The 14,706-nt window shown below is 41.2% G+C and carries 17 protein-coding genes; 14 read left to right on the top strand and 3 right to left on the bottom strand.

The genetic code is table 11. From position 1 onward, the window contains the following. Positions 1–43 precede the first annotated feature (43 nt). From I6F41_RS05455 to rpoS, 11 genes are all read left to right on the top strand, one after another. Positions 44–523, top strand: coding sequence for a DUF2947 domain-containing protein (locus I6F41_RS05455; protein WP_197107905.1), 480 nt, complete (start codon positions 44–46; stop codon positions 521–523). Positions 524–598: 75 nt separating this feature from the next. After that, on the top strand, positions 599–1,231 hold the full coding sequence (locus tag I6F41_RS05450; RefSeq protein ID WP_041454349.1) for a hypothetical protein: 633 nt from the start codon (positions 599–601) through the stop codon (positions 1,229–1,231). A 48-nt stretch (positions 1,232–1,279) separates the two neighbouring features. Next, the gene (gene ftsB / locus I6F41_RS05445) at positions 1,280–1,558 is read left to right on the top strand and encodes a cell division protein FtsB (RefSeq protein WP_011327380.1); all 279 of its coding nucleotides are present in this window, start codon (positions 1,280–1,282) and stop codon (positions 1,556–1,558) included. Position 1,559: 1 nt separating this feature from the next. Beyond that, on the top strand, positions 1,560–2,261 hold the full coding sequence (ispD, locus tag I6F41_RS05440; RefSeq protein WP_179808077.1) for a 2-C-methyl-D-erythritol 4-phosphate cytidylyltransferase: 702 nt from the start codon (positions 1,560–1,562) through the stop codon (positions 2,259–2,261). Continuing rightward, the gene (gene ispF / locus I6F41_RS05435) at positions 2,258–2,755 is read left to right on the top strand and encodes a 2-C-methyl-D-erythritol 2,4-cyclodiphosphate synthase (protein WP_011327382.1); all 498 of its coding nucleotides are present in this window, start codon (positions 2,258–2,260) and stop codon (positions 2,753–2,755) included. Before ispD ends, ispF begins: the two co-directional genes overlap by 4 nt. Further along, positions 2,752–3,801, top strand: a complete 1,050-nt coding sequence (gene truD / locus I6F41_RS05430; protein WP_011327383.1) for a tRNA pseudouridine(13) synthase TruD — start codon at positions 2,752–2,754, stop codon at positions 3,799–3,801. Before ispF ends, truD begins: the two co-directional genes overlap by 4 nt. After that, positions 3,782–4,546, top strand: a complete 765-nt coding sequence (surE, locus tag I6F41_RS05425; RefSeq protein ID WP_011327384.1) for a 5'/3'-nucleotidase SurE — start codon at positions 3,782–3,784, stop codon at positions 4,544–4,546. Before truD ends, surE begins: the two co-directional genes overlap by 20 nt. Then, positions 4,536–5,174 carry a protein-L-isoaspartate(D-aspartate) O-methyltransferase gene (locus tag I6F41_RS05420; RefSeq protein WP_011327385.1) on the top strand — a complete coding sequence of 213 codons (639 nt, stop codon included), beginning with the start codon at positions 4,536–4,538 and terminating at the stop codon, positions 5,172–5,174. Before surE ends, I6F41_RS05420 begins: the two co-directional genes overlap by 11 nt. Before the next feature lie 9 nt (positions 5,175–5,183). Continuing rightward, complete coding sequence (locus tag I6F41_RS05415; RefSeq protein ID WP_041454351.1) at positions 5,184–5,762, top strand: YqaA family protein; 579 nt, start codon at positions 5,184–5,186, stop codon at positions 5,760–5,762. 41 nt (positions 5,763–5,803) lie between these two features. Continuing rightward, on the top strand, positions 5,804–6,628 hold the full coding sequence (locus tag I6F41_RS05410) for a peptidoglycan DD-metalloendopeptidase family protein (protein ID WP_197107904.1): 825 nt from the start codon (positions 5,804–5,806) through the stop codon (positions 6,626–6,628). A gap of 38 nt (positions 6,629–6,666) precedes the next feature. Continuing rightward, positions 6,667–7,641 (top strand): RNA polymerase sigma factor RpoS, encoded by a 975-nt coding sequence (gene rpoS / locus I6F41_RS05405; RefSeq protein ID WP_011327388.1) that lies wholly within the window; start codon positions 6,667–6,669, stop codon positions 7,639–7,641. 72 nt (positions 7,642–7,713) lie between these two features. Here the strand turns inward: rpoS and mutS are convergent, their stop codons facing one another. Next, positions 7,714–10,299: a DNA mismatch repair protein MutS gene (gene mutS / locus I6F41_RS05400; RefSeq protein WP_197107902.1), complete on the bottom strand. Its 2,586-nt coding sequence runs from the start codon at positions 10,297–10,299 to the stop codon at positions 7,714–7,716. A 21-nt stretch (positions 10,300–10,320) separates the two neighbouring features. On the opposite strand from mutS, the gene I6F41_RS05395 reads away from it, so the two are divergent. Both I6F41_RS05395 and recA read left to right on the top strand, forming a co-directional pair. Next, complete coding sequence (locus I6F41_RS05395; RefSeq protein ID WP_041454352.1) at positions 10,321–10,809, top strand: CinA family protein; 489 nt, start codon at positions 10,321–10,323, stop codon at positions 10,807–10,809. A gap of 67 nt (positions 10,810–10,876) precedes the next feature. Beyond that, on the top strand, positions 10,877–11,920 hold the full coding sequence (gene recA, locus I6F41_RS05390; protein WP_011327391.1) for a recombinase RecA: 1,044 nt from the start codon (positions 10,877–10,879) through the stop codon (positions 11,918–11,920). A gap of 86 nt (positions 11,921–12,006) precedes the next feature. On the opposite strand, the gene I6F41_RS05385 is transcribed toward recA, so the two are convergent. Both I6F41_RS05385 and tnpA read right to left on the bottom strand, forming a co-directional pair. Next, complete coding sequence (locus I6F41_RS05385) at positions 12,007–14,127, bottom strand: TonB-dependent siderophore receptor (protein WP_197107901.1); 2,121 nt, start codon at positions 14,125–14,127, stop codon at positions 12,007–12,009. Between the two features lie 90 nt (positions 14,128–14,217). Beyond that, entirely contained in the window at positions 14,218–14,613 is a 396-nt protein-coding gene (tnpA, locus tag I6F41_RS05380; protein ID WP_197107900.1) for an IS200/IS605 family transposase, read from the bottom strand. Positions 14,614–14,651: 38 nt separating this feature from the next. On the opposite strand from tnpA, the gene I6F41_RS18160 reads away from it, so the two are divergent. After that, positions 14,652–14,706, top strand: a 55-nt coding sequence (locus I6F41_RS18160; protein ID WP_197107930.1) for a helix-turn-helix domain-containing protein, incomplete at its 3' end; no start/stop codon positions are given.

The following is a 14,706-nucleotide window of genomic DNA, read 5'->3' as shown; positions in this document are numbered from 1 at the left end:
AATTTGTTTCTGCACTTTTAATGCTAACTAATTTGCCAATACTATGAACTATATTACGCTAGATGATTACAAAAAAGCATGGGTTTTTCGCCATAAAGACATGCCTGTTTCAGCCGACGATGCTGCAAACATTAAACCTATGAGCCTTGAGCGCGCAGCTGTACTGTGGACAACTATGGTGAGCCGTGAGTTTGATCACCCTGATTTTTTTGATAAAACAGATTGGTGTGGTCAAGATGAAAGTTATAGCCAAGAAGTAAACTGGGAAAGCGCATGGGAAAACGGCGATGAACAACTTCCCGAAGCTATTTTAGCGCACTTAGATTGGCAAGCTAATACCACTGTTTATTTTTGCATGGCACGCGACAATATTATTGAAACCACCTTTGATGTGTTTAAACGCAACTGGCAAAACTTTATGTTTTTAGCCGACGGCAGTTTATTCATAGGTAAAAAACGCAATACTGTAGTGCAGTTTTTAGAGTCGGGCATGGCTAAATTAGGTGAAAAGCCAAGCGCTTAATTTAGCACTCGGCGCTTAAAAATTATGCAGTACTGTGTTATAAAACATTTACCTAAGTGTTTTTGAGTACGGCAATTGGCAGCAAAAAATGAGCCTGTTGGCGCGCCACAACAAGTTGAAATGTGGCAAGCCGATGCAAAAAAAGTGTTATATGCACAATTGTGTAATGCATTTTATCAACGTGAGGTTCAGCGTTTAGTCGCTGAGCCTAATAGCGATAGGCTGCGTCGCCAATTAAAAAGTCTACCTTATTACATTGAACGTGCTGCCACATTAGTTGCTAATACAAGCTCGCCTTTTAAACTAGATTCGCAAAATGGCTCTTGGCTTGCAAAGCAAAAACCGACCCCACCAGAGATTAACATTCAAGCAAATGAACTTTTTTATCAACATAATGCCAAAGTCGGATTAATAATTCCTATTTTAGTACGTAGTGATGAGCAAATTCGCGTTAGAATAGACAGCCTAGACCAAGTAAGCGACAATAAAGTGCATTGTAATGAGCTAGGTTGGTTTGCGTTTTCGGGGCAGGGACTTGAGCTGCCAAACGCGCAATTATTAACGCCGAGTAAAGTGTCATTAACCGCGGCGTGTTGCGGGCACCAATGGCAGTTTTCAAAGCGTTGTTTGCCACGGGTTTTATCGCTGCGCGAAATGCTACTGGCAGGAAGTATAAATTGGCGCAATGTAAAACGATTACAAACGTAACTTGGTTAATTAAATAAGTTTATTTGAATTTAAAATAAGGAGTGTTAAATGCGGTTTTTTCAGGTTGGCTTGTTATGTTTAGCACTGTTTGTGCAGTATAGATTGTGGTTTGGCCATAATGGCGTACAAGACTACACACGCTTAAAAAGTGCGGTTGCATCTCATTTACAAACTAACGAAAAATTGATTAAACGCAATAAAGTATTAACCGCCGATATAGAAGATTTAAAGCTTGGCCATGAAGGCATAGAAGAGCGCGCACGTAACGAATTAGGAATGATTAAAGCGGGCGAAACATTTATACGTGTTTTACCAGCTCAACAATAATATGACAAATAAACCAACTATAGCTGCCATTATACCTGCTGCCGGGGTTGGTAGCAGAATGAAACATAATGCACCTAAACAGTATATTAAATTAGCAGGTAAAACTATTTTAGAGCATACGCTCACAAAATTATCTGCTTTAGCGCAGCTTAATACAATTGTTGTAGCCCTAAATGAAAACGATCCTTACTTTGAGCAATTGCCAGTGATTGATGCGCGCATTGTGCGTACTTGTGGCGGTAAAGAGCGTGCAGATTCCGTTTTAAATAGTTTGCTTTTTTTAGCCGCCAACCCGCCTGACTGGGTACTTGTGCACGATGCTGCCCGCCCGCTAGTTACTATTGACGACATAAATACACTTATAAATGAGTGTATAAGCGCCGATGAAGGCGGAATTTTAGCCAGTAAAGTAAAAGACACTATAAAACGTGGCCATATTTATGCTGAGCAAACCGTACCCCGAGATGATTTATGGCAAGCCCTTACTCCGCAGTTTTTTAAATACGAAGATCTTAAAAATGCGCTGCAAAATGCACTGGCAAGCGGCGCAGTTATTACCGACGAAGCAAGCGCCATTGAATGGGCTAACAAGCCAGTAAAATTAATACCAGGGCGTAGCGATAATATTAAAATAACCACTCCTGAGGATTTAGACTTGGCTGGTTTTTTACTTCAAAAACAACAAAACGAGAATGCATTATGATACGAATTGGTCATGGTTTTGACGTGCATAAATTTGGCGGTGTTGGCCCATTAACTATCGGCGGCGAAAAGATTGATTATCCGCAAGGTTTTTTAGCGCACTCCGACGGCGATGTTGCTATTCATGCTCTGTGCGATGCTATTTTAGGCGCGCTTGCAATGGGCGACATTGGTAAACACTTTCCAGATACGGCCAGTGAATATGAAAATATCGACAGCCGAATATTACTGCGTCATGTGGTGAGCTTAGCTAAAGAGCAAGGTTATGTATTGGGCAATGGAGATGTAACTATAGTGGCACAAGCGCCAAAAATGTTGCCTCATATTCAAGCTATGCGTAGCAACCTTGCAAGTGATTTAAACTGCGAACTATCGCAAATAAATGTTAAAGCTACAACCACCGAAAAGCTCGGTTTTGAAGGGCGAAAAGAAGGCATTTCGAGCCATGCAGTGGTAATTATGAACAAAGAGTCAATGAGTAAAACAAACGCATGAGCGATTTAAATTATTTATACGGCGCACCGTTATCAAAAGCTGACTTTAAAACCACAGCCGAAGACTTTATGGTAGATGAAGACTTAGGCATTGAGTTTACCGGTAGCGGCGAGCATGTTTGTTTGCAAGTAGTAAAAAAAGGCGAAAACACCCAGTACGTAGCAAAGTTAATTGCGCAGCGAGCTGGGGTATCACCACGCGATGTAAGTTATGCCGGGATGAAAGATCGCCACGGAGTGTGTTCGCAGTGGTTTAGTGTAAAAGTACCCATTAAAAAACCGATTGATTTTAGTGATTTAAACAGCGAAAGCGTGTTTGTTGTATCGCAGCAACGCCACGAACGTAAACTGAGAACGGGCTGTCATAAAGGTAATAAATTTACTATTACGCTGCGCAATGTTACCGATCCTCTGGATATTTTGTGCCGTATTAATGCGGTACGCAGTGGCGTGCCTAACTATTTTGGCGAGCAACGCTTTGGCCGTGATGGTCATAACCTGGTAATGGCTGAAAAAATGTTTGCAGGTGAGCGTATTCGCGATAAAAAATTACGCGGTATTATTATTTCTGCAGCGCGCTCGCATGTATTTAATCAACTCGTAAGTTTACGAGTAAAGGAGCATGGTTTAGCTAAAACCATGCACCGTGAAGTATTTATGCTCAGCGGCAGTAACGCCTTTTTTGAAGACGCTATTAGCGATGAAAATATTGCCCGCTTAGCCTCTGGCGATATTATGATGTCGGCACCTATGGTAGGTAAAAGCGAAAAAGGGCTCACCGAACAAGAAAAAGTATGGCTTGGGCCTTATCAGTCTTGGTGCGATGGTTTAGGCGAGTTAGGGCTAAAAAATGAGCGCAGAATGCTGCGTTTAATCCCGCAAGATTTTAGCGTAGAAACCATAGATGAAAGCACTTTGAAGTTAAGTTTTGGTTTACCAAAAGGCTGTTTTGCTACGGCATTATTACGTGAGCTGGTGGATTACACAGACGCAAGCCCACGCGAGCGAAAAGAAAAGGACAGCAAAGATGAAGATCCTATTAAGTAACGACGATGGTGTAGGCGCTAAAGGTATTGCGGTGTTATATCAAGCATTAATGCAAATTGCCGAAGTCACTTTAGTTGCCCCCGACCGTAACTGCAGTGGTGCAAGTAACTCGTTAACTTTGCTTAACCCACTGCGTGCTACAAAGCTTGAAAATGGCTTTATATCGGTTAATGGTACACCTACTGACTGTGTGCATTTAGGCGTTAACCAGCTTGTTGATGAAATGCCCGATTTAGTGGTCGCAGGTATAAACCACGGCGCTAATTTAGGTGACGACACTTTGTACTCAGGCACGGTAGCTGCAGCAACAGAAGGACGCCATTTAGGTTTGCCTGCTATTGCGGTGTCTTTGTGTTCGCACCACGGCGAGCATTTTGAAACGGCGGCAGCGGTAACTATAAGTATTATTAAAGGTTTAGCGTCGCATCCGCTACCAAAAGATCAAATTATAAATATTAATGTACCCGACATTCCTCTAAGCGAATTAAAAGGCGTGCAGGTAACGCGTTTGGGTGCGCGCCATAAAGCCGAAACCATGACCAAGCAAACCGATCCTTGGGGTCGAGATATTTACTGGTACGGATCTTTAGGGACAGAAAGTGATGCAGGTGAAGGTACCGATTTTCATGCAATTAATAATGGCTATGCCTCGGTTACCCCACTGAGTGTTGATATGACCGCTAACGAGAGTATTAAAGCGGTAGGGGAGTGGTTAGCTGATTTGGAGATAAACCGTGCTGGCTAATTATACCCGCAGCGCCAAGGCGCTATCAGCGCTATTACAGCGTGAAGGTGTTGAGGATACGCAAGTACTAGATGCGATTGCACAAATACCACGACATATATTTGTGGGTGACGTGCTGCAACATAAAGCGTATCAAAATACTGCGTTACCAATAGGCCAAGGGCAAACTATTTCGCAGCCTTATATTGTGGCGCGTATGACCGAACTGTTGCAATTAGCTGGTGTGCGCGACAAGGTGCTAGAAATAGGCACGGGATCGGGCTATCAAACGGCAATACTGGCTAAAATATTTACCAAGGTTTACTCAGTAGAGCGTATTAAAGCATTACAATGGCAAGCTAAGCGCCGTTTACATCAGCTCGATTTATATAATGTGGCAATGAAACATGGCGATGGCTGGCAAGGTTGGGAGTCGCAAGCGCCGTTTAACGGCATTATAGTCACCGCAGCCGCGGCTAAAATCCCGCAAGATCTATTAGCTCAATTAGCAGATGGTGGTGTGTTACTTGCCCCAATTGGCGAGCAAGAGCAAAAATTAACTATGGTTATTCGCAATGGCAATAACTACACAGAACACGTAATTGCGCCGGTTAGATTTGTACCGCTAGTCGCTGGTGATATTGAATAGGAATTCATTTTGAAGTTGTTTACTAAGTTATACGATATGGCTCTAGTGTGGGCTAAGCACCGTCATGCTGAGCGTTATTTAGCTGCAATGAGCTTTGCAGAGTCTGTGTTTTTTCCTGTCCCTCCTGATGTAATGCTGGCACCAATGTCGCTTGCTCAGCCTAAAAAAGCATGGCGGTTTGCAAGTTTTGCCACTATAGCGTCTGTTGTTGGTGGCATAGTAGGTTATTTACTCGGGTTTTGGTTATTTGAACCGGTTGTTGAGCCACTTATAGTACAAATGCACTGGCAAGATAAATTTGATATTGCACTTGATTGGTTTAAAAACTATGGCGTGTGGGTGGTATTTATAGCCGGTTTTTCGCCTATTCCTTATAAAGTATTTACTATAGGCGCAGGGGTATTACAAATGGCATTTTTGCCGTTTTTAATTGCGTCTGCAGTAGGGCGAGGCGCTCGGTTCTTTTTAGTTGCTGCACTGATGAAGTGGGGCGGTGTTAAAATGGAGCAAAAATTACGTCAATACATTGAAGTGCTTGGATGGGCAGTTGTGCTTTTAATTGCAGTTGCATACATTTTATTACGTTAAGCACTATAAAATAATGTTATTAACATAAGGAGCTAAATACAGTGAATAAACAAATAAAATGTTATGTTGCTTTATTTATTAGTATTTTGCTCTTTGCTTGCTCGTCTAGCCATGTTCCGGCGCCTGTCAGTAGTTTAAATAATGATGTTAATAATTACGGCAGAAAAATTAACATTAATGGCGATAAATATACTGTTCAAAAAGGCGATACACTTTATTCAATTGCATTTAGTGCAGGCCAAGATGTTAGAACCTTAGCAAAAAATAATTCAATACCAGCACCTTACACAATATTCCCCGGGCAGAGTATTTCCTTTTCTGCCATAGCAAAAAAAGACAAAAAGACAAAAAAATACACTCCTCCTATTAAAAAATTCGCAAAAACTTCACAAAAAAATAACAATAAATCAAAGAAAGAGCTTGATAAGCCTAAACAACGAGGGTATGTTCAGAAACAAGCCAATAAAAAAATTAGTAACTCTAAGCATTTGTCGAGTAGTAAAGTGCAGTGGTTTTGGCCAGCAAAAGGCAAAATAACACAACGCTTTTCGAACAAGGAAAATGGCTACAAAGGTTTACAGATTGCTAATAAAAAAGGGGCTGCCGTTTTAGCCGCCGCACAAGGAACAGTGGTTTATGCGGGTAATGCGCTTCGAGGTTATGGTAGTTTAATTATTTTAAAACATAATGACGACTACTTGAGTGCTTATGCACACAACTCGAAACTACTTGTTAAAGAAAAACAGGAAGTTAAGGCTGGACAAAAAATAGCAGAGATAGGAAATACAGAATCTGCGGTAACGGCACTTCGTTTTGAAATTCGCTACCGAGGGCAAGCTGTAAATCCTGCTAAGTACCTTCCCTAATTTTTAAAGATATTGATAACTTGCTCAGGAGAAGTCTTATGGCTGATGCAGCAAAAGTTGATAAAAACACCCTCGTAGATAATAAATTAGATGAAACTGCTGTTGATGATGATTCAACACCGCTGCTTGAAGCTGTGGATGATGACGTTTTTGTCAAAGAAGAAGTCACTAAAAATTTAGATGCTACTCAGCTTTATTTAGGTGAAATTGGTTTTTCTCCGTTGTTAAGCGCTGAGGAAGAGGTGTTTTTTTCTCGTAAATCTTTAAAAGGGTGCGAAGCGTCTCGCAAGCGCATGATTGAAAGTAACTTGCGCCTTGTAGTAAAAATTGCTCGTCGTTATAACAACCGAGGTTTAGCGTTACTTGATTTAATTGAAGAGGGTAACTTAGGCTTAATTCGCGCCGTAGAGAAGTTTGATCCTGAGCGTGGCTTTCGATTTTCTACTTATGCAACATGGTGGATACGCCAAACGATAGAACGCGCCATTATGAATCAAACGCGCACTATTCGCTTGCCAATACATGTAGTAAAAGAACTTAACGTATATTTACGTACCGCGCGCGAGCTAACTCAAAAATTAGATCATGAACCAACCGCCGAAGAAATAGCAGCTTGTTTAGATAAGCCGGTTGAAGATGTCACCAAAATGCTGCGCTTGAATGAAAAAATAGCCTCGGTTGATATGCCGATCGGCGGCGAAAACGATACCGCTTTGCTCGATATTATTGCCGATGACAACAATGTTGGTCCTGAGGGCGAAGTACAAAATAACGATATGAATAAACACATTGTTGACTGGTTAGGAGAGCTAAACCCAAAGCAGCGTGAGGTGTTAGCCCGTCGCTTTGGTTTATTAGGCTATGAGCCATCAACGCTTGAAGATGTTGGCCGTGAAATAGGATTAACCCGTGAACGCGTTAGACAAATTCAGGTAGAAGCATTACGTCGTTTAAAAGATATTTTGCAACAAGAAGGCTTAAGCACAGAGAGTTTATTTGAGCACTTTGCGTAAGTTTTAATAAAGTACCATGTTATGTGTAAAAAAGCTGAAGGTTTTATTCTTCAGCTTTTTTTTGTTTGTAAATTAAAGAAGTGCTTTTAATTTATAGAGTAAATCGTGAGCTTGTCGCGGTGATAGATTATCAGGATCGATAGCCGTTAACTGCAATTCTACTTCAGAAGGGCTAATTTGTTGGGCTTGATTATTAAAGGTAAATGCTTGCTGCTCAATATTAGGCGCGGTGACACTTTGGTGATTTTCGAGTAGTTTAAGCTTTTGTTTTGCCTGATTTATTACAGACTTGGGTACGCCAGCAAGTGCAGCAACTTGTAAGCCAAAGCTTTTACTTGCTGCGCCATCAAGTACCGTGTGCATAAAGGCAATAGTGTCGTTATGCTCTATGGCATCAAGGTGCACATTTACCAGCCCAGGCGTTTGCTCTGCAAGCTCGGTTAACTCAAAGTAGTGGGTGGCAAACAAGGTTTTTGCTGATATTTTTGACGCTAAATGATCGGCAGTAGCATACGCAAGCGAAAGCCCATCGTAAGTGCTTGTTCCGCGGCCAATTTCATCCATTAATACCAAAGATTGCGCTGTGGCATTATTTAAAATCGTGGCGGTTTCGGTCATTTCTACCATAAAGGTAGAACGCCCTGAGGCGAGATCGTCACTTGCGCCAATGCGAGTAAATATACGGTCAATATTGCCTATTTTAGCGCTGTCTGCGGGTACGTAACTGCCAATATGAGCCATTAGCACTATAAGTGCAGTTTGGCGCATATAGGTTGATTTACCACCCATGTTTGGACCGGTAATTATTAACATTTTACGTTGTGCATTTAGCTCTACTGGGTTGGCAATAAAGGGTTCTTTCATTACTTGCTCAACCACAGGATGACGACCTTGTTTAATGCTTATGTTGTCGTTATCGCAAAGTATCGGCTTAGCGTAGTTAAGTGTAAGTGCACGCTCTGCTAAGTTATTTAGCACATCTAAGTCGGCAAGGGCGGCTGCCATTATTTGTAATTGCTCAATATGCGGCGCAATAAATCTAAATAGCTCTTCGTAAAGCTGCTTTTCGAGCGCTAATGCTTTTGACTGGCTGCCAAGTACTTTGTCTTCGTGCTCTTTTAGCTCAGGAATAATATAGCGTTCATTATTTTTAAGTGTTTGGCGGCGAATATAATCGGCAGGCACTAAATGCGCATTGGCGCGACTAACTTCAATAAAAAAGCCGTGTACTCGGTTATAACCAATTTTAAGGGTACTGATCCCTGTACGTGCACGCTCTCGTAACTCTAACTGATCAAGCACATCGGTTGCGCCTTTGCTTAAGTTACGCCATTCATCAAGCTCGCTGTTATAACCAGGGGCAATTACACCACCGTCGCGAATAAGTACCGGCGGGTTTTCGATTACTGCACGCTCTAATAGCGCTTGTAAATCAGGTAGCTCAGGCGATTGCTTAATAATGCTGGCAATGCGCGGATCGCTGGCATCGTTTAATAAAGTATGCAGCGGTGCAAGTGCTTGTAAGGCGCTGCGCAAACGAGTTAAATCGCGAGGACGAGCAGTGCACAAAGCAAGGCGGGCAATAACACGTTCTACGTCGCCAATTTCTCTTAATGATTCGTGTAGCTCACCACAAAGCTGTACATCTAAAATTGCGCTAATAGCGTTTAACCGCGAGTTTAGCTCGTCTTTATTACGCACCGGGGTATGAATACGGCGCTTAAGTAAACGAGATCCCATAGGGGTTGCTGTTTTATCAAGTACTTGCGCTAGCGTGTTTTCAAATCCACCTGATAAATTAACGGTCAGCTCTAAATTTTTACGAGTAGCAGCATCTAAAATAACGGCATGCTCGTTGTGTTCAAGAGTAATGGCACGAATATGGGGTAATGCAATACGTTGAGTGTCTTTAACGTATTGCATTAAACAACCTGCGGCAACTAAGGCGCAGTGGGCTTTATCAACGCCAAAACCGACTAAATCTTTTGTACCAAATTGCTCACACAATAAATGCTGGGCGGTGTCTAAATCAAACTCCCACTCAGGGCGGCGACGCGCGCCTTTAATGTGCTCAATTAAATGAACATTTTCGAAGCTTTCGCTATACAGTAATTCTGCAGGGGCGAGGCGTTGTATAGTTGAAGTAAATGCCTCGTCGGTACTAACTTCTACAACGTTAAAACGACCCGAGTTAATATCAAGATAAGCAATGCCATAAGTACCATTTTTACTCTGCCATACGCTGGTAAGTAAGTTGTCTTGGCGCTCTTGCAGTAGGGCTTCATCAGAAATAGTACCTGGGGTGACAATACGCACCACTTTGCGATCAACAGGCCCTTTACTGGTAGCCGGATCGCCTACTTGTTCGCAAATAGCAACAGATTCGCCCATTTGCACTAAACGGGCTAAATAGTTTTCTACGGCATGATAAGGTACACCGGCCATAGGAATAGGATCGCCACCGGCTTTACCGCGCTGAGTTTGCGAAATATCGAGTAATTGAGCGGCGCGTTTTGCGTCATCAAAAAAGAGTTCATAAAAATCCCCCATCCGATAAAACAATAAAATATCGCGATGCTCTGATTTTATTTTTAGATACTGCTGCATCATAGGGGTTTGTTGTTTTATAGTGTGTGGAGCATAAAGATCAAACGACATGTATTTACCCAAAGGCTGAATATGGAATTACATCAAGAGATTAAAACACTTGCTGCGCAATTAGGCGCTATTTTAACGGATAAATGCTTATGGATCACTACTGCTGAGTCATGTACTGGTGGCGGGGTAAGTTATGCACTTACCGACACCCCTGGAAGCTCTGCCTATATTGACCGTGCATTTGTAACTTACAGTAACCAAGCAAAGCAAGATTTACTAAATGTAAGTGCCGCCACATTAACGCAATATGGGGCGGTAAGCGAGCAAACGGTGCGTGAGATGGCTTTAGGCGCAATTGCAGCAACTAATGCCGATATTGCAATTACTGTATCGGGTATTGCAGGCCCAGGAGGAGCAACCCCAGATAAGCCGGTAGGCTTAGTATGGTTTGGACTACACATTAACGACAAGCAGCTGGTATTTAAACAAGTATTTACCGGCGATAGAGCACAGGTTAGACTGCAAGCTATTGTATTTTCTTTAAAAACTATAATAGAGCAGATAAAATAATAAAATTAACTTGATACTGTGATTTCATACAGTATACTTGTCGCATTAGCTGGATTTGGAGAGTAAAATGAACGATAACAAACAAAAAGCGTTGGACGCGGCTTTATCACAAATTGAACGTCAATTTGGTAAAGGCTCAATTATGAAATTGGGTGATAACAAAGCGTTAAACATTGAATCTGTATCTACAGGCTCATTAGGTATCGATATTGCCTTAGGTATAGGTGGCTTACCTATGGGGCGTATTGTAGAAGTATATGGTCCTGAGTCGTCTGGTAAAACAACGCTTACTTTGCAAGTTATCGCTGAAGCACAAAAAGAAGGCAAAACATGTGCCTTTATTGATGCTGAGCATGCTCTTGATCCAGTTTATGCACAAAAGCTTGGTGTAAACATAGATGAGCTTTTTGTATCGCAACCAGATACTGGCGAACAAGCACTCGAAATTTGTGACATGCTAGTACGCTCAAGCGCGGTTGACGTAGTTATTATTGACTCGGTTGCAGCACTTACACCAAAAGCTGAAATTGAAGGCGACATGGGCGACTCGCACATGGGCTTACAAGCACGTTTAATGTCGCAAGCATTACGTAAGCTAACAGGTAATATTAAACGCTCGAACACCTTATGTATTTTCATTAACCAAATCCGTATGAAGATTGGTGTAATGTTTGGTAACCCAGAAACAACAACGGGTGGTAACGCACTTAAGTTTTACGCATCGGTACGTATTGATATTCGTCGTATTGGTTCGGTAAAAGAAGGCGATGAGGTTGTTGGTAACGAAACCCGGGTTAAAATTGTTAAAAACAAAGTAGCACCGCCATTTAAGCAAGCCGAATTTATCATTATGTATGGTGAAGGTATTTCTAAACAAGGCGAGCTAATTGACTTAGGTGTGAAGCACAAAATTGTTGAAAAAGCAGGTGCTTGGTACAGTTACTGTGGTAATAAAGTTGGCCAAGGTAAGTCTAATTCAATTAAGTTTTTAAAAGAAAACCCAGAAATCGCAGACGAAATTGAAGGCAAGTTACGCGAAATGCTTTTACTTAAAGCAACTATTGAACCAGACGATGGTGAAGATAAGTTAGGCGATGAAGCTGACCTTTAAGCAGTATTAAATATTTAAGCTTGATTTGACCCGAGCTTTAAAGCAGCGCTAACCAGTGATGGTTAGCGCTTTTTTTTGGTTTAAATTTACAACTGCCAATTTACAGATAGAGCGTAGTTACGCGGTGCACCATAGTAACCTTGAGCCCAATATAGGCTGTGTAAGTATTTTTCACCTGTGGTGTTATTAATATTAAAAGTAACGCCTATATTTTCACTCAATTTATAAGTTGCCATTAAATCAAGTAATCCGTAGGCATCTTGCTTTGTAGTCACGCTTGCGATTTTGTTAGTATCTCTGACTTGGACTCGGCTTGTTGAATCTTGCCAGCGATAATTTGCACCAAACGATAAACCATCAATGAAAGGAGCTTGATAGATTGCTGCCACCTTGAGTTGATTTTCTGGGGTGTAATCTTTTACTGTGTCATCGCCATCAATGCTTAAATTACTAAAGCTAATGCTTGCACTCAAGTCATCTGTAAACTTACCGCTTAGCTCTACTTCAAAACCATTACTGTTAATACCATCCGCTGCGTAGTAACGAGTATCGTCGGGTAATGAGTTAGGTATAGCGATAGCAAGGCCATCTTGTTTTGTATCAAAGTAAGCAAGTGTTACAAAAACTTGCTCGTCTAAAAGCTGGGCTTTAACACCTAGTTCGCTACTTTTACCTGTAATAGGTGCAAGTTGGTTGGCATTTATATCAAGCTCCTTTTGCGGCACAAATGTTTCTGTGTAGCTTGCATAAGCCGATAAAGACTCGTTAAAGTCATACACAGTGCCAATGTAGGGTATTAGCTGTGAGTCACTTTGTGTTTGCGCAACGCCATAAGCTGTGCCTGTTGTTTTCCAATCAGTGTAACGCACACCAGCTAGTAGACTTAAAGGTTCGCTTAATTTGATACGAGTAGAAATATAAGCAGATTTTTGCTCATTAGTTATATTGCTACCATTTACACTATCTGTAAGTGTTGCTTGTGGTATTACGCCATCCCACGTTTTAAGTGACGGCATTGCCGGAAAACCATTCCCTGTGGTGTAATCGTAAAGAGATTGCTCGGTGTAATCCATTTTTGCTTGGCTAACACCCAATGACAAGTCGTGCTCTTGGCCAAATAAATCAAATTTACCACTCGCATATAGATCAAATAAATCGTGCTTATCGCTATAATCATAACGGCTTGCGTAACCGATTAAGCCAAGTTCGGTGTCTTTATCAGGGGTACCGTATACATAAAATAATTCAGAGTCTTGCTCGTTTTCAACATGAGCGTAACGCGCTTTAGCCACCCATGTTGCTGATAAATTTTGTTCAAGCGTTACATATACTTGCTCGGCACTGTTATCCCAGTAAGACCAGTCAGCCGCAGTGCTAGTTGATTCGTCATAGTCTGTTGGTGTGCCATCGGTATAATAAAGTGGTAGTGCACCCCAAAGTGGGCTATCGGCATCTTTTTGTTGATTAACGTAGTTAACACTTAGCAGGGTGTTATCGGTTAACTTTCCCTCGTAGGCTAAATAAATAACGGTTTTATCTGTTTCGTAGCGATCTAGATATGAGTCGGCTTTTTGTTTGGTAAATACAGCTCTAACAGCATGCTCTTCATTAATAGGCGTTGATACATCTAAATCTAAGCGTTTTTTATTCCATGAGCCGTACGAAACAGATGCATTAGCTTGGGTTGTGTAAGTTGGTTTTTTTAGCACCATATTTACAGTAGCAGAAGGGTTACCTGTACCTGTCATTAAACCGTTCGCGCCACGAACTATTTCTACACGGTCGTAAATTGAGGTATCAAGGCTGCCTTGAATTGATCCCGAGCTTTGTGGAATACCTAAACCATTAACTTGAAAATTTGTAATATCAAAGCCACGGGCTTTAAAATAAGTACGATCGGTTTCTATTTGCTCTACCGTTACACCCGGCGTGCTTTCTAGCACTGCGTTTATATCATCGAGTGAAAAATCATCCATTAAAGCGCGAGAAACAACTGAAATAGACTGCGGAGTTTCTTTTATGGTTAAACCTAGTTTGGTTGCCGATTGTGCTTCTTCGGTAATATAGTTTTTATGATGTTGACCATACACAGCAATCTTTTCAATTTGCTGCTCGCTTTTATCGTTTTTTGCAAATGCATGCCCAGATAAAATTAAAGAGGTAATAAGGCTTAGTTTAGATAAACGCAAAACTTTAGAGGACGACATGGTGTTTTCCAAAAGGTTCAAAAATAAAGCGTTTAACTTAATCTAAATGATATTGATTTGCAATTGCGTTATTGGTTTTTATCGGAATAGTTAGCCCTGCTCTTGAATGTATTTTCGAATTGTATCAGCAGCCGCATTTCCAACAGAGCAAACAAAATATCCGTCAGACCAAAATGTTTTTTTAACCCAGAATTGCTTTTTAAACCATTTAAATCTCGACCATAGACTTTGCATTGTAGATTGTTTAATTCTCCTAACGTAACTCGCAACGCTAATATTGGGAGAGATCGTTAGCAATATGTGTATATGATCTTTGTCCACCTCGATCTCTTCGATATTAAATTCTGAGCGCTCTGCAATTTCAGTGATTTTTTGTTTTACAAAATCACCTACATCACCTTTTAACAATTGTTTTCTATATTTAACCACAAGTATTAAATGTAGCGCTATTAAATAGTTACAGTGAGATTTAGTTTCATATTCCATCTTGACAACTTATTTTCATACAGTAGTCTATACAGTATATGAAAAAGACGCTTAGATACAACTACAGGCTAAATCCTACGCCAGAGCAAGAAG

This window comes from Pseudoalteromonas sp. SCQQ13, from assembly GCF_015864415.1.
GTDB classification, from domain to species: domain Bacteria; phylum Pseudomonadota; class Gammaproteobacteria; order Enterobacterales; family Alteromonadaceae; genus Pseudoalteromonas; species Pseudoalteromonas nigrifaciens.
This window is presented reverse-complemented; position numbering and strand designations above follow the sequence as displayed.

Bases quoted from the DNA above. Each gene is read 5' to 3' on its own strand.
- ftsB (WP_011327380.1), top strand. From the start codon at position 1,280: ATGCGGTTTTTTCAGGTTGGCTTGTTATGTTTAGCACTGTTTGTGCAG.
- ispD (WP_179808077.1), top strand. From the start codon at position 1,560: ATGACAAATAAACCAACTATAGCTGCCATTATACCTGCTGCCGGGGTT.
- truD (WP_011327383.1), top strand. From the start codon at position 2,752: ATGAGCGATTTAAATTATTTATACGGCGCACCGTTATCAAAAGCTGAC.
- rpoS (WP_011327388.1), top strand. From the start codon at position 6,667: ATGGCTGATGCAGCAAAAGTTGATAAAAACACCCTCGTAGATAATAAA.
- I6F41_RS05385 (WP_197107901.1), bottom strand. From the start codon at position 14,127: ATGTCGTCCTCTAAAGTTTTGCGTTTATCTAAACTAAGCCTTATTACC.
- recA (WP_011327391.1), top strand. From the start codon at position 10,877: ATGAACGATAACAAACAAAAAGCGTTGGACGCGGCTTTATCACAAATT.
- tnpA (WP_197107900.1), bottom strand. From the start codon at position 14,613: ATGGAATATGAAACTAAATCTCACTGTAACTATTTAATAGCGCTACAT.
- surE (WP_011327384.1), top strand. From the start codon at position 3,782: ATGAAGATCCTATTAAGTAACGACGATGGTGTAGGCGCTAAAGGTATT.
- I6F41_RS05395 (WP_041454352.1), top strand. From the start codon at position 10,321: ATGGAATTACATCAAGAGATTAAAACACTTGCTGCGCAATTAGGCGCT.
- I6F41_RS05455 (WP_197107905.1), top strand. From the start codon at position 44: ATGAACTATATTACGCTAGATGATTACAAAAAAGCATGGGTTTTTCGC.
- mutS (WP_197107902.1), bottom strand. From the start codon at position 10,299: ATGTCGTTTGATCTTTATGCTCCACACACTATAAAACAACAAACCCCT.
- ispF (WP_011327382.1), top strand. From the start codon at position 2,258: ATGATACGAATTGGTCATGGTTTTGACGTGCATAAATTTGGCGGTGTT.